This window comes from Pseudoduganella dura, from assembly GCF_009727155.1.
In the GTDB taxonomy this organism is placed as follows: Bacteria; Pseudomonadota; Gammaproteobacteria; order Burkholderiales; family Burkholderiaceae_D; genus Rugamonas; species Rugamonas dura.
This window is the reverse complement of the sequence record NZ_WNWM01000002.1, coordinates 491,003-505,102: the sequence shown is the minus strand read 5'-3', so window position 1 is coordinate 505,102 and position 14,100 is coordinate 491,003. Positions and strand designations below refer to the sequence as shown.

General features: G+C 60.6%; 8 protein-coding genes and 2 pseudogenes. 7 read left to right on the top strand and 3 right to left on the bottom strand.

What is annotated here, in order from left to right; all coding sequences use genetic code 11:
- Positions 1 to 55 precede the first annotated feature (55 nt).
- From GJV26_RS02345 to GJV26_RS02335, 3 genes and pseudogenes are all read left to right on the top strand, one after another.
- Positions 56 to 1,699 carry an amidohydrolase family protein gene (locus GJV26_RS02345; protein ID WP_155707315.1) on the top strand — a complete coding sequence of 548 codons (1,644 nt, stop codon included), beginning with the start codon at positions 56 to 58 and terminating at the stop codon, positions 1,697 to 1,699.
- A gap of 78 nt (positions 1,700 to 1,777) precedes the next feature.
- Positions 1,778 to 3,490 (top strand): annotated as a pseudogene (locus tag GJV26_RS02340) (GH39 family glycosyl hydrolase).
- Positions 3,491 to 3,565: 75 nt separating this feature from the next.
- Complete coding sequence (locus tag GJV26_RS02335; RefSeq protein ID WP_216643092.1) at positions 3,566 to 4,642, top strand: serine hydrolase domain-containing protein; 1,077 nt, start codon at positions 3,566 to 3,568, stop codon at positions 4,640 to 4,642.
- A gap of 252 nt (positions 4,643 to 4,894) precedes the next feature.
- Here GJV26_RS02335 and GJV26_RS02330 read toward each other — a convergent pair.
- Positions 4,895 to 5,666 (bottom strand): IS5 family transposase gene (locus GJV26_RS02330; RefSeq protein ID WP_189441898.1). Its coding sequence is split into 2 segments (ribosomal slippage): positions 4,895 to 5,561 and positions 5,560 to 5,666, totalling 774 coding nucleotides; the frame shifts between segments, so codons are not numbered across the junction.
- Between the two features lie 308 nt (positions 5,667 to 5,974).
- Between GJV26_RS02330 and GJV26_RS02325 the strand changes: the two genes are divergently transcribed.
- From GJV26_RS02325 to GJV26_RS02315, 3 genes and pseudogenes are all read left to right on the top strand, one after another.
- Positions 5,975 to 7,498: an FAD-dependent monooxygenase gene (locus tag GJV26_RS02325; RefSeq protein ID WP_155707313.1), complete on the top strand. Its 1,524-nt coding sequence runs from the start codon at positions 5,975 to 5,977 to the stop codon at positions 7,496 to 7,498.
- Positions 7,495 to 8,139: a TetR/AcrR family transcriptional regulator gene (locus GJV26_RS02320; protein WP_155707312.1), complete on the top strand. Its 645-nt coding sequence runs from the start codon at positions 7,495 to 7,497 to the stop codon at positions 8,137 to 8,139. The genes GJV26_RS02325 and GJV26_RS02320 overlap by 4 nt, the downstream gene beginning before the upstream one ends.
- 322 nt (positions 8,140 to 8,461) lie before the next feature.
- A pseudogene (locus tag GJV26_RS02315) lies at positions 8,462 to 9,825 on the top strand (transposase).
- Between the two features lie 136 nt (positions 9,826 to 9,961).
- Here GJV26_RS02315 and GJV26_RS02310 read toward each other — a convergent pair.
- On the bottom strand, positions 9,962 to 10,345 hold the full coding sequence (locus GJV26_RS02310; protein ID WP_155707310.1) for a VOC family protein: 384 nt from the start codon (positions 10,343 to 10,345) through the stop codon (positions 9,962 to 9,964).
- 365 nt (positions 10,346 to 10,710) lie between these two features.
- Here GJV26_RS02310 and GJV26_RS02305 point away from each other — a divergent pair, with 365 nt between their 5' ends.
- Positions 10,711 to 12,051 (top strand): YihY/virulence factor BrkB family protein, encoded by a 1,341-nt coding sequence (locus GJV26_RS02305; protein ID WP_229419146.1) that lies wholly within the window; start codon positions 10,711 to 10,713, stop codon positions 12,049 to 12,051.
- A 220-nt stretch (positions 12,052 to 12,271) separates the two neighbouring features.
- On the opposite strand, the gene GJV26_RS02300 is transcribed toward GJV26_RS02305, so the two are convergent.
- On the bottom strand, positions 12,272 to 13,384 hold the full coding sequence (locus GJV26_RS02300; protein WP_155707308.1) for a PEP-CTERM sorting domain-containing protein: 1,113 nt from the start codon (positions 13,382 to 13,384) through the stop codon (positions 12,272 to 12,274).
- Positions 13,385 to 14,100: the final 716 nt, after the last annotated feature.

Below are 14,100 nucleotides of genomic sequence, written 5' to 3'. Positions count from 1 at the left end.
CTGGCCGCCGCTGTATCCCTTTCACGGAACAAGTCTGAAGCACGAGGAGTGGCACATGATTCGATTCCATACAGGCCTGCCAGCGCGGCAGGAAAAGAAGATCCTGGCCGGCGACGTCGTCACGATGGATGGCGCCCGGACGATCGTCCGGCAGGGCCGCATCTGCATCGACGGCGCCGCCATTGTCGCCGTGCTGAAGCCGGCGGACCCGCTGCCGGCGGGATTCGGCAATGTCGAGGCGATCGATACGAAGGGCACCATCTTTCCGGGCCTGATCGACCTGCACAACCACCTGACCTACAACATGCTGCCGCTGTGGAACGTGCCGAAGAAATACACGAACCGCAATCAATGGCGCACGGAAGAGACGAGCTACCAGTCCGACATCGCCCGCCCGGCCAGCCTGCTGGCCCGCCATGCGGACGCCGACTACACCCGCGCGATCATCCGCTATGCCGAATGCCGCAGCCTGTTCGGCGGCGTGACCACCGCGCAGGGTATGTCGCTGTCGTCTTCGAACGGCACGCGCAAGCTGTTCGAAGGGCTGGTGCGCAACGTCGAGCAGCCGCTCGAGCAGGGCTGGCCCACGGCCGGATGCCAGACGCTGGACTACCAGCGCGAGGAAATCCCGACCAAGCTGGTACCGGCGCTGTCCAGCGGCAATCCGTTCTTCTACCACCTGAGCGAGGGCACCGACCGCGCGGCGCGCCAGCGCTTTCGCGACCTGCTGCTCGACGACGGCAAATGGGCCGTGGGCAAGTCGATGATCTGCATCCATTGCGTGGGCCTCAAGCCGCGGGATTTCAAGGTGATGGCCCGCACCGCCGGCATGGTCTGGTCGCCGACCAGCAACCTGCTGCTCTACGGCCGCACCGCCGACGTGGCCGCCGCCAAGGCGCGCGGCGTGCCGATCGCGCTGGGCGCGGACTGGAGCCCGAGCGGCTGCAAGAACATGCTCGGCGAGCTGAAGATCGCCCGCGCGGTCAGCGCGAAGCAGGGCGGGCTCTTTTCACCGCGGGAGCTGGTGGAGATGGTCACGTCGGTGCCGGCCGCCATGCTGGGATGGACCGCCCATGTGGGCAGCATCGCCGCGGGGCTGCGCGCCGACCTGCTCGTTGTCGAGGGAGCGCATGCCGACCCCTACACGGCACTGATCGATGCCGGGGAAACGGCGATCCGGGCGATCCTCATCGATGGCCGCATCCGGGTCGGCGAAGCCGGCAGCTTCACCGCCGGCGATCCGCTCACCAGCGAATCGTTCGCCATCGGCGGGAAGGAGTACCACATCGACCTGGTGGAAGACGGCGACGACGCGATGGGCGGCATGTCGCTCGCGGCGGCCGTGGACAAGCTCGCGTACGGCCTGGAGCACCTGCCCGAACTGGCGGAGGAATCGGCGCAGGAATCAGCGCACCCCACCGCGCTGATGGCGCTGGCGGACGGCCCGGCCTGGAGGCTCGACCTGGAAATGGAAGACCACGGCGAACACGAGGCGCTGGACGGCGGGCACGCGCACGCGCATGGCATGGCGCTGGCGGGTATCGGCTTGCGGGCCGCGGCGGAGGCGCCGGTACGCCCGATGGAGCTGGCGCCGATCACCGCGGTGGACGACGCGCACTTCGTCGAACGGCTGCTGGGCAACCGCAACCTGCCGGCCTATGTGAGACGGAGCCTGCAGCACCGGGGATTCGCGCAATAGTCATCCGCTTGATCGGCTGGCGCGCGCCAGCCGCGCCGGCGTTCCTTACAATCGCCCATCCCCACGTGAAGGAGCGCTATGAACGCCGTGCCGCTGTCCCTTGCCATCGGCCTTCTGGCCGGCCTGCCGCTGGTCGCCGCCGCGCAATCCGGCGCCTCGGGCGCGCCGGCCGCGCCGGTGCCGGCTCCCTTCACCATCAACGTCGATGCCGCGCAGGCGCGCGGCCCGCTCAAGCCGGTGTGGGCCTGGTTCGGCTACGACGAGCCGAACTACACCTACACCGCCAATGGCAAAAAGCTGCTGTCCGACCTGGCCGCGCTGAGCCGGGTGCCGGTCTACGTGCGGGCGCACAACCTGATGACCAGCGGCGACGGCTCCTACGCCCTGAAGTGGGGCTCGACGAACATGTACACCGAGGACAAGGACGGCAAGCCGGTCTACGACTGGACCATCGCCGACCGCATCTTCGACACGTATATCGAGCGCGGCATGAAGCCGCTGGCGCAGATCGGCTTCATGCCGGAGGCGCTGTCGAGCAGGCCGCAGCCTTACCGCCACCACTGGCAACCGGGCCGGCCGTACGAGGAAATCATGACCGGCTGGGCCTATCCGCCGAAGGATTACGCCAAATGGTCCGAACTGATCTACCAGTGGGTGCGCCATTGCGTGCAGCGCTACGGCCAGGCCGAAGTGGAAAGCTGGTACTGGGAACTGTGGAACGAGCCCGATGGGCATTACCTGATCGCGCCGGACCGCCAGCAGGAATTCTTCAAGATGTACGACCATGCGGCCGACGCGGTGAAGCGCGCGCTGCCGACGGCCCGCATGGGCGGCCCGCACACGGCGGGCACCGGGCCGTTCTTCGACAATTTCCTGAAGCACGTGCTGCACGGGACCAACCACGCCACCGGCAAGGTGGGCGCGCCGCTGGACTTCGTCGGTTTCCATGCCAAGGGCTCGCCGAAGGTCGTCGACGGCGTGGTGCGCATGGACATGGGCATCCACCTGAAACGCATCACCGACGGCTTCAACAAGCTCAAGGCGTATCCGGAGCTGAAGAACGTGCCGGTGATCCTGGGCGAATCCGATCCCGAGGGCTGCGCCGCCTGCGGCATGCAGACCAATCCGGAAAACGCCTACCGCAACGGCACCATGTACGCCAGCTACACCGCCGCGTCGATCGGGCGGCTGCAGGATATCGCCGACGAGACGGGCGTGAACCTGCTGGGCGCCGTGAGCTGGTCGTTCCTGTTCGAGGACCAGCCGTAGTTCGCCGGCTTCCGCGACCTGGCCACCAATGGCGTCAACAAGCCGGTGGTCAACGTGTTCCGCATGTTCGGCATGATGGGGCCGGAACGGATCGCCGTCGGCGGCGCGCGCGCCTACGATGCCGCCGCCATCCGTGCCGGCGGCGTGCGCGGCGCCGCCACCGACATCGATGCGCTGGCCAGCAAGGGAAATCGCAGCGTGACCGTGATGGTGTGGAACTACCACGACGACGATGTGCAGGACCGCGGCTCGCCGGTCGAACTGGTGGTGGCCGGCGTGCCGGCGGAAAGGGCGACCGTCACGCATTACCGCGTCGACGAACAGCACGGCAACTCGTACGCCGAGTGGAAGCGCCTGGGTTCTCCTGCAAAGCCGGACGCCGCGCAGGTGGCGGCGCTGGACCGGGCCAGCCGGCTGGCCACGCTGGGCGCACCGCGGCAGGTTGCCGTCAGCGGGCAGAAGGTCGTCGTGAAGATGCAGCTGCCACGGCAGGCGGTGTCGCTGGTGAAGATCGACTACTGAGCGCCCGTGGCGTTTTCGCGCGGCGGCTGCATAATGCGGGTGGCGACCCCGCCATCACACACGAAAGGGCACCCCGTGAATCGTCGTCAATGCATCGCCCTCGCCGGGGCCGCCGCCCTGGGGCGCGTGGTTCCCGTTTCCGCCGCCGGTCCGGCGGCGCGCTACGAGGCGGCGCTGGCCGCCTGTACCGGATTCAACGGCACCGTGGCGGTGGGGCAGGGCGCCCGCATCCGGTTCAGCACGGCGGTGGGTTTCGCCGATCCGCAGGCCGCCACGCCCATGGCCGTCGATACCCGCTTCGAAGCCGGCTCGGTGTCGAAATGGATCGCCGCGATGGTGGTGTTGAAACTGGTTGACGACGGCAAGCTGGCGCTGGATGAACCCATCGCGCGCTACCTGCCCGACTACCGGGCCGATACGGGCGGGCGCATCACGCTGCGCCACCTGATGAGCCATTCCAGCGGCGTGCCGAACGACATCGTGGCGGCCCGCAAGGCCGATCCGCAGGTGGGACTCGTGCCGCTGGAACAGATGGAAGCGGTGCGCCGCTTCGCCAGCGGCGACCTGCGCTTCGCGCCCGGCAGCGCCTGGGATTATTCGCACTCCAATTGGCTCATCGTCAAGGCTATCGTCGAACGGGCCAGTGGCAAGCGATACCGCGACTGCGTTGCCGCCTGGCTGCTCGAGCCGCTGCAACTGCGCGACAGCGGCATCTTCAGCGGCGAATCGAGCGATGTTCCCGGCATGGCCGTCGCCTATGCCGGCCTGGCGCCGCCGTTCCAGCGCAAGGTCACCGCGGTGCCGGACTACCTGGCGATGGCGGGCGGCTTCTACAGCAGCGCGCCGGACATGGTGCGCCTGATGGATGGCGTGCTGGGCGGCGGCATCCTCGGCCCGGCCTCGCGCGCGGCCCTGGTGCGCGTGATCATGCCCGACCAGCATTACGCGCTGGGCGGCCGCACCCGCATCGAAACCATTGCCGGCAAGGCGCGCGAAGCGGCCTGGGAAGACGGCGCCAACGGCGGCTTCCGTCTCGTTGCGCGGCGCGTGCTGGCGGATGGTGCAAGCGTCGTCGTATTTAACAATGGCAGCCACGATCATCGGACGCTGGGGCTGCTGGCAAGTGCGCTGATGGAGGCGGCTTATGGGTGACGGTTTTAGATTAGAAAGCGGCATTAAACTGCCGGCTCGGAAATGAATGGGGATTGAGATCGAAGGCCGCAGGTTGCATGTCCACATCGGAAAGGGAGCGGCTGGCGCCTTACCTGCAAGCGGCCGGCCGGGCGCACGACTTGACCGCGAATAGCGATGAATGGAGCGGAAATCGTGCGGGTGAACCATTGGAACGAGTCCACCGGCTACTGCGATTGCTACGGTAAATAATCCAGGACGGCATGTGAGATTTTAGAGCGCCTGACAAAACCTCTCGACGTATTTCCAACAGATGAGTGAGCAGGCAAGTGAGAGAAAGGCTTGGTGGATGTCGGCTCGTCGTTCATAACGAATGCGCAGCCTGCGAAAACGGTGTAGCCAGCCGAGGGTGCGTTCAACGACCCAACGCCATCGGCCAAGCCTTTCGCGTGACTCCACGCCGTAGCGTGCGATCCTTGCAGACATTCCTCGCCGGCGCAGCCAGACTCGATGTGCTCTTGAAGCGTGGGCTCGATCAGCATGTAGCTTACCTGGACGTTTGCGTGCGCGGCCGGATAGCCCCTTAACAGCCGGGATGGACTCCACGAGAGTGATGAGCATGCGCGAATCATCCACCTGCGCGCCTGTGATTTGCGCTACAAGCGGCAGTCCACGCTGATCTACTAGTAAATGGTGTTTGCAGCCGAGCTTGCCGCGATCAGTCGGGTTTCGGCCAGTATGCTCTCCCCCAGCCGGTGCCGGCACGCTGGCTGCGTCAATGCAGGCTCGATCCCACATGATCTGGTCATACTCGCGGAGCCGCCGCAGGACCCCCTCGTGCACGCTCTGCCAGACACCTGCTTGCATCCATTCGTGAAGCCGACGCCAGCACGTCATGCCGCTGCCGCACCCGAGCTCACGCGGCAGGTACTCCCAGGTATCCGGTTCTAAGAACAGACAGGATTCCCGTTAGGGCTGCACGATCATTAATGCGCGGCCTCCCACCCTTCGGTGATCTACAGCGAGTTGAAAGATGAGCTTCGATAACCGACCAAAGGTCTTCGGGGAGAAGTGCTTAGGCCATAGCATTGTCCGTCTGCAAAACCGGTGGTTATCTTAGCGCCCGCACCGCAGCGCGTACGTCCGTTTCGGCCCTTGAAGCGGTCGTTGAAATTATGCCGCGCCATGCCCCAATTTTCGCCAAAAACGCGAACTTGCCACTCAAGCCTGACTACGCGGCCGACAGGCAACAGTACGTAGCCACTGCATCTGCAATGAATACACCTTGCTAGGCAGCTAAAGCTGAACGATAATGACCCAAGAGTCATTATCTAGATAAACGGTGGAGGTTGTATGTCTGACAAAGTATTGATCGTGGGCGCTGGCCCGACTGGCCTAGTGTTGGCACTATGGCTGACTAGCCAAGGTGTACCTGTACGTATCATCGACAAGAGTACTGGCGCGGGAGAAACTTCTCGCGCCATGGCTGTGCAGGCGCGTACGCTTGAACTGTATCGCCAGCTTGGCCTTGCTGATCCTGTCGTTGCGGCTGGCCATAAGGATTTAGCAATAAACTTCTGGGCCGGGGGGGAACGTCGCGCCGAGCTATCGCTGGGCGACGCAGGCGAAGGCATGACGCCATACCCATTCCTCTTGGTTTATCCGCAAGATCAGCACGAGCGTTTTCTGATCGAGCGTTTGACGGCAATGGGTGTTACGGTCGAACGCGAAACAGAGATGCTGTCGTTCAAAGAGCAGGACAATTACGTAGTGGTCCGACTGCGTAAGCCGGACGGATCGGAGGAGACATGCCTGTCGCGGTATATTGCCGGCTGTGACGGCGCCCGTTCGCAGGTGCGTAAACAGCTCGGCGGCAGTTTCGAGGGCGGAACATATAAGCAAGTTTTCTACGTAGCTGACGTCACACTGACTGGCTTGGAACCCGCCAGCGAGGCCCACATTGCACTCGACGGCAGCGATTTCGTCATGGTACTTCCATACGGTGACAGCGGCCAGTTCCGCCTAATCGGTACCGTTCGTGGCGAGCGAGCAGAACAGGCCGACACGCTTACCTTCGATGATGTCAGCCATGAAGCGATCGACAAGCTTGACGTCAAGATCAACCTTGTAAACTGGTTCTCGCATTATCGTGTCCATCACCGTGTCACGGACAGCTTCCGCCACGGCCGCGCCTTTTTACTTGGTGACGCCGCGCACGTTCACAGCCCGGCCGGCGGACAAGGAATGAATACAGGTATCGGCGACGCCATCAACCTGGCCTGGAAGCTCGCTGCGGTGATGCAGAACCGCGCGTCCGACACGCTACTCGACAGTTTCGATGCGGAGCGTAGGACGTTCGCCCGTAAGGTCGTCGATACGACTGATCGCCTGTTTACCTTTGCCACGGCCCAAGGCAGCTTTGCAAACTTCGTACGTACACACATCTTTCCTACCGTTGCAAGCGTTGCCTACGGCGTTGACAGTGTTCGTGCGTTCATGTTCCGCACGGTTTCCCAAACGATGCTGACCTACCAAGAAAGTCCGCTCAGCAAAGGCGAAGCTGGAAGTATCAAGGGGGGCGACCGCCTGCCGTGGGTGTCGATTGACAACACCGATAACTACGAGCCACTGCGTAGTATCGGATGGCAACTGCAGGTGTATGGCGTTGCGTCACCCGAATTACAGGCATGGTGCGAACGACATACTGTCACGCTACGGACCTTTATTTGGCGCGCGGCCTATAAGGATGCCGGGTTAGCGCAGGATGCCGCGTACTTGCTGCGCCCAGATACCTATGTGGGATTCGCCTGCCAGGATCAATCGATCACCGCGTTCGACGGCTATATGTCGGCGCACGGGATCGCCCTTCGCAAATGACGCAGGACGGCAAGGCACTGGAAGTCCCACCTCGGCGCCGGCGTAAGGACGACCGCCCTGGTGAGATCATCGAAGCGGCGTTAGCGCTATTCGTCGTAAATGGTTTTGCTGCGACAAAACTGAGCGACGTTGCGCAACGGGCTGGCGTAGTCAAAGGCACCCTATATCGGTACTTTGATACCAAAGAGTCGCTTTTCAGAGCAGTCGTGCAGCACCTTCAGGTGGAAAACCTAGAAGTAGTAAGGCAGGCCGGGCTACAAGAAACCGGCCCGTTTGCACAAGTGTTGACAACCATGCTGGCACGGATCGCGCAGACCGTCAGTGAAAGCAAGATTCCAGCAATCGTCAGGATGGTGCTTGCAGAAAGTCGCAGTTTCCCCGATCTCAGCTCTATCTGGCACGATGAGATAGTGGCACCAATGCTGGGGGCGATGACAAGCATGATCGCCAGCGCGCAGGCACGTGGTGAGTTAGGCCCAGGCGATCCACGGCTGCATGCAATGTCCATTATGGGGCCAATGCTGATGGGAATCTTGTACCAAGAAGTATTCCGCAGCTCTACTAACGATTGGCTCGATCTGGAAAGTTTGGCACGTCAGCATACGGCCACGATTCTAAAAGGAATGAAGTCCGACCTATGAGCGGCTGTCAGTCAAGCCTCGCGACGTTCAGAATGTAGACGCGTAACGCCCAGCTAAACACGGTAAGGTTTGAGCGCGTATCTCATCCAAGGGTCGCGAGGGGCTGACGTTTGCCTTAATGAAAGCTCTTGGTCGAAAGTGGCCGGTTGCAGAGCCGTTTATGTGATGTTGTTGCTCTCAGAATAAGTGGCCGGTATTGTTAGGCGCTCTAAGGCAATTCGACCGGCCGCTTCCGGCCTGTTGTGTTGAAAAACGCCCCTTGATTGCAGCCATGTTGCGGCCTACCGTTGTCTATGAACACGGTGCAAAGCGGGAGGCTGCGATGATGGGACGTCAAGCAACCAAGAGGGAACTGTTCGTATCGATCAGTCTAGAGGAATATGTTCCTGAAGACCATCTGTTGAGAGCAGTGGACCGATATCTCGACCTGAGCGAATTTCGGCTGTGCCTGGCTGATTCGTACAGCCATACCGGACGGCCATCGATTGATCCTGAGTTGATGGCACGGATGCTGATTATTGGCTACTCGTACGGTATCCGTTCAGAACGACGGCTATGCGAAGAAGTCAGCATGAACTTGGCGTACCGCTGGTTCTGTCGGCTCGGTCTGAAGACAAGGTCCCGGATCACTCGAGTTTTTCCAAGAACCGGCATGGCTGTTTCCGTGATCACGACGCTTTCCGCCAGCTGTTCGATTCCGTTCTTCGGCGTTGTATGGCTGAAGGTTTAGTGCAGGGTGAGGGATTTGCGACTGATGCCAGCATGATCAAGGCTCACGCCCAGCGTCAACGATCTCGTCCAGGCGACGCCGGAATCGATTGGGGGGACCCAGCACAGGCAAGTCGGCCAGTGCGCGAGTATTTGACAGCCTTGGAACAGGCCAATCCGGTGCCGCCAACACCAAAAAGAATTTCTCTACCCGACCCGGCCGCAACCTGGACTGCTGCTGCAGGACGGGCAATTCTTGCCTATTGCACCAATTACCTCATCGATTTGAAGGCTGGAATGATTGTCGATGTCGAGGCTTCAGCGGTGAACAAAACAGCAGAGGTCGAAGCGACCAAAACCATGATTGATCGTGTCGAGGAAAAGTTCGCCATCAAACCGTGTCGTCTGGTGGGTGACACGAACTGCGGTGTTGCTGCAATGCTGGGATGGCTGGTCAACAAAAATAGCATTGTTCCTCACGTCCCGGCATGGGATAAATCCGAGCATCACGACGGCACTTTCAGTCGTGCCGACTTCATCTTCGATGCTGAAAACAACTGCGATGTTTGCCCTGCCGGGAAACACCTGAAACCAGCTCAACGTAGCCAGCAGAAAAATCCGTTTCGTTATCGGGCCAGCCAGTACGACTGCCAGATTTGTGAGCTGAAAACGAAATGCTGTCCCAACATGGTTATCCGAAAAATCGACCGAAGCCCTCAGGAACCTGCACGCGATCTCGCTCGTGTTATCGGCAAGACCGACGCATATCGCCAGTCACGACGGGAACGAAAGAAGGTGGAGATGCTGTTTGCGCATCTCAAACGGATCCTGAAACTCGGCCAGTTACGTCTGCGTGGCCCCAGCGGTGCCCATGACGAGTTTCTTTTAGCGGCAACCGCCCAAAATCTTCGGCGAATGGCGAAAAGCTGTCTTTACCAAGTACAAAATATGAAAACAGAATCTGGCAAAATTTTCTGACCGTCTCGACGCAGGCGTCGCTTTGACCGCCCGATCTGCACGACCTGGGTCAACAGCGCAAGCCGGGCAACTCGAGCGGATGATGCATTGGAGCGCGAAGGCTTCCTGCGGCTTGCTGCTCGTTCACGCGCAGGTACTAAGCCTGCCGCGTACTGATCCACCAGGATGTCCCACCTGCATCGAGCACGCCGCCGCGCTTGTCAGGGTCTTCCTTTCGCACCGGGGCCTGGAGCGGTTGGGCTCCTGCAGCGAGGGCCCTGGCATACGTGGCGTCCACGTCGCGCACGTAGACATGCACGTGGGCGGGCCTCGGCTCCCAACCGGCATTCGGGTCCGATAGCATGACGACGGTGTCGCCGATGCGCACCTCCGCGTGGAGGATCGATCCGTTTTCGCCCGGATGGCGGTACAGCTCCTGGGCATCGAATACGGTTTTCACGAAGTCGATGACTGCTGCCGCGCCGTTGACTACCAGGTAGGGCGAAAGGTCGCTGTGGCCCTGTGGCTTGTAGTTGGTCATGTTACGTCCTTTATCAGGTGACGGGACCGCACAGGATAGCACCGCGGCATCTGTCGATTCCATCTGATGACGCGACTGCCAGAAAGTGCCGGTACGCAGTCCTGCTGAGGTATAGGGCCCTTGCCGAACCTTCGCTTTCGGCTAGAGGCACTCATTGGCTGACCGCCCTCTGTTTGCTGAAGTGTCCGTCAAGCTGTGGGAGCCTGATTGCAATCATTCGCTCGTCCGGGGCAACTACGTTCAATACCGCACAGAACCCGACGCCTTTCTCTCTATACTCGATTGCTGTAATCCTGGGGTGTCAAGTCGTCTTTTGCCGCCCACCGGGACGCTTCGGCATGGATGCCTATCAGATGAGGAAAAAAATGACCCATACCGCTGCAGGAATGCATGACGCCCAAACCGGCATCGCCACCGCCGAGCTGCGGACGAATGAACAAACCAAAGCATCGAAATCCGGATCTTCGGACGTGCTCTCTTCTCCGTATGTGCTTGGCGGGGCTGCACTGGGGATCGCGGCAGCGGGCTATGCGCTCGTCAGGCACAGGAAAGCCGCGCCATATAAAAAGGCCGCACTACATAAGAAAGCCGTACCACATAAGAAAGCCGCACCAACCAATACGCCGCCGGAGAGCAGTGGGGACCAGGGCGATATTCTGAAAGTGGTTGGTATGCTTGTTTCACTGGCCGCCTCTTTTGCTTCGGCTACCAGCAACGCCAAGGTCGACGCGTCCGCCATCAAGAACGACGTACAGGTTGTTCCGACGCGTTCGGAGGACCACCCGCCTGATGTGAAGGATGCTCAACCAGACAAAACCACGACCCCGCGCCCAACGTTCGAACAAACCTCGGCAAGCTGGATTGGCAGGCAGTGGCAAATATTCCTGGCGGCGGGCAATGCATGGATCGATGATTACGCACCGAGCATGGGAGCGGCGCTTTCGTATTACATGCTGTTTTCCCTGGCTCCCTTGCTGGTCATCGTCATCGCCATTGCCGGCATGGTATTTGGACACGATGCGGCGCAAGGCGCGATTATCACGCAGCTGGGAGGTATCATGGGGGAGGAAGGGGCGACTGCCGTGCAGGGTTTGCTCAAGGCTGCGAATGAATCGTCGACCGGAATCATTGCAAGCATCACTGGCGGGTTCCTGCTGCTGTTGGGTGCGACTGCGATTTTCAGCGAACTGCAAACCGATCTGGACCGCATCTGGCAGGTGCCGGAAAAAGATAAGCCGTCGGGTATATGGGGATGGTTACGGAGCCGCGTTCTATCCTTTGGCCTGGTCCTGGGGCTCGCTTTCATGCTGATGATGTCGCTCGTCGTCAGCGCTGCGCTTGCAGCGTCCGGGGAATGGTTGGGCGGTGGTTCGGAAGCGGGAAGCGTTGTCGCCAATGTATTGAATTTTGCTGCCACGTTGGGCATCTTCACGGTTCTGTTTGCGATGATCTACAAGATCATGCCAAGTGCAAAGATATCCTGGCACGACGTGTGGATGGGGGCGGCAGTAACGGCCTTGCTCTTCAACGTGGGCAAATCGCTGATTGCCTTGTACCTGGCAAAATCGGACGTGGCCTCCGGTTTTGGTGCGGCCGGCTCCATTGTGATTCTCGTCGCGTGGTTCTACTATTCGGCCCAGATTTTCCTGTTTGGCGCTGAATACACATGGGTGTATGCAAACAGCAAGGTACGGAGCAAGGACTGATTGCCGGAGGACCGCTTTCGAGGTCCTTTGCTGCCTTCGTGTCCTGTGTATGATCGTTTCCTCAGCAATATAAATGTCTGCTTGGGGGCTGTTGCGTCGAAAAAGTCTGCCAGCAACTTTTTCGATTGTTGACAATTACCGGCTGCGACTCTTACGAGGGTCGTAGACGGGTTCGCAGGCATGTCTTGTTTATAAGCGAACCCGTACTCCGTTCACTGATTCATTTCTTGCCACCGCACAGACGTCGACGTGCTGCCAGCCCCACCAGTCCCAAGGCCATCATGGCGTAAGTGGCTGGTTCGGGAACCGGTGACACGGTAACGACAAAGCCGCTGCCGGCACTGTCCATGCCATAGAATGTTCTTCCGTCGGCCGAAACGCCGAGAGGCAATGCCAGGGTACGACCGCCAAGGTCTACCCCTTGACTCGTGATGTAATCGGTAAAATTGAGCATGCCTTGACCTTCGATCCAGATGGTGCCCTGGCCATAGACAGCGGGGCCGAAACCACGGTCGTAGCCAACGATAATGTGACCATCCGCCGAGATGCCGGTTGCCCCCTGAAAGTCTCCCATCGCGTCCAGGTCACCCAGCCACTCCGTCTGCTGGGTGCCGGTGTTGTATCGCCAGGTCTGGCCGAAGTGACCCTGCCCGACAATCCAGTTGCCGTCGGCCGATACCGCACCCGCCTCCTGTAGCGCATTGCCCTGGTCATCCACCATGTTATGCAACGTGCCGTTCTTCCAGTAGGCACCGGTCCATTGCCCGTCTGGCTGCTCGACCCATCCAGCGATGACGCTGCCATCGTACGACACGCCGTTGGCACGTGACGATCCCCCGAGCGAGCCAAGGTCGCTCATGGCGCCGGCCGAAGTGGAGGCAGTTGCATGGGCAGTGCCTCCATTGACCCACCCCAGGCCAACCACGGTCTTCCCATCGCCGGAGATGTTCCAGCTGGAGCTGGCCGAGGCATCCGAGCTGCCGCCGATGCCGCCCAGTGTCGTCCACTGGCCAGTGCCGACCGAGTAATAGCCGGCGTAGCTCAGGCCGTCGCTTCCGTAGGCCGAGCCGGATATGCGCGATCCGTCAGCCGACACGCTGGCCACGCCACCATGCCATGTCCCCCCAATGGACGTAACGCCGGTGGCGGCGGTCCACATGTAATACGACCCGTTTTGAACATAAGCGCCAATCACGCTGCCGTCAGCCGAAGAACCCGAAACCGTGATGCCGTAACCAAGATCCCAGAAATTCCCTGCTGCGTGAGCGCCAGGCGCGGTCAAGCCACAAACAAAAGCAGCTGCCGCGAGAACAAAACGAGCTGAAGTCTTCATGTTTCGAACCTTTAAGTTGATCAAGCAATGAGGGGGGCGCTAGCTCCATGTAAATCATTCGCCAAATGCGAATACGACTCTAGCTGCCTGAAAATCCGATGTCAACGCGATTGAAACTGTTGCCAAATAATCTCTGATAGCGATTTAAAACCGATAGGCCTGCCTTTGGTCGGTTATCGCAGCTTATCCGGTTCATCGTAGATCGCCGAGGGATGGGCGCCGCGCATCGACAAGCGTGCGGCCCCGATTAGATCAAACCGGCGTGGCAGTAGTTTTAAACTGATCTGCCCAGCCCGAGGTGGAAGCTATTTCGATCTGCCTGGCGTGGTTTCCCGCCATTTCTGGGCTGTATTCGATCGAATGGTGGTTTTCAGACTACTTTGGATCGAGCTCGGAAAGGCATGGTGCCAGGGTACAACACCAGCCGATTTTCGAACCTACATCAACGGCTTGCCGCCGATGTACGTATCGCGGTTGCATTCGGTCCATCCGCCCTCACATCCATCAAAAGGGAGAGTTGCAGGGTGAGATGCATGCACGCTTCATCCGGCCGCAGCCAGTGCCAGCCGCATGACCCATGCCGGCGGCGAAAGGCGCCGTCACGGATCGTGTTTCGTGCGACGACGCGCCATATCGGGCGCCGGACGAGCGACGACGCGGTTATGCTGCTGGCCGTTTCGATGATCGCCATTGCCGGCGACGCATGCAGTACCGGC

Excerpts from the sequence above, each read along its gene's own strand:
- GJV26_RS02345 (WP_155707315.1), top strand. The coding sequence starts at position 56 with ATGATTCGATTCCATACAGGCCTGCCAGCGCGGCAGGAAAAGAAGATC.
- GJV26_RS02325 (WP_155707313.1), top strand. The coding sequence starts at position 5,975 with ATGTCTGACAAAGTATTGATCGTGGGCGCTGGCCCGACTGGCCTAGTG.
- GJV26_RS02320 (WP_155707312.1), top strand. The coding sequence starts at position 7,495 with ATGACGCAGGACGGCAAGGCACTGGAAGTCCCACCTCGGCGCCGGCGT.
- GJV26_RS02310 (WP_155707310.1), bottom strand. The coding sequence starts at position 10,345 with ATGACCAACTACAAGCCACAGGGCCACAGCGACCTTTCGCCCTACCTG.
- GJV26_RS02305 (WP_229419146.1), top strand. The coding sequence starts at position 10,711 with ATGACCCATACCGCTGCAGGAATGCATGACGCCCAAACCGGCATCGCC.
- GJV26_RS02300 (WP_155707308.1), bottom strand. The coding sequence starts at position 13,384 with ATGAAGACTTCAGCTCGTTTTGTTCTCGCGGCAGCTGCTTTTGTTTGT.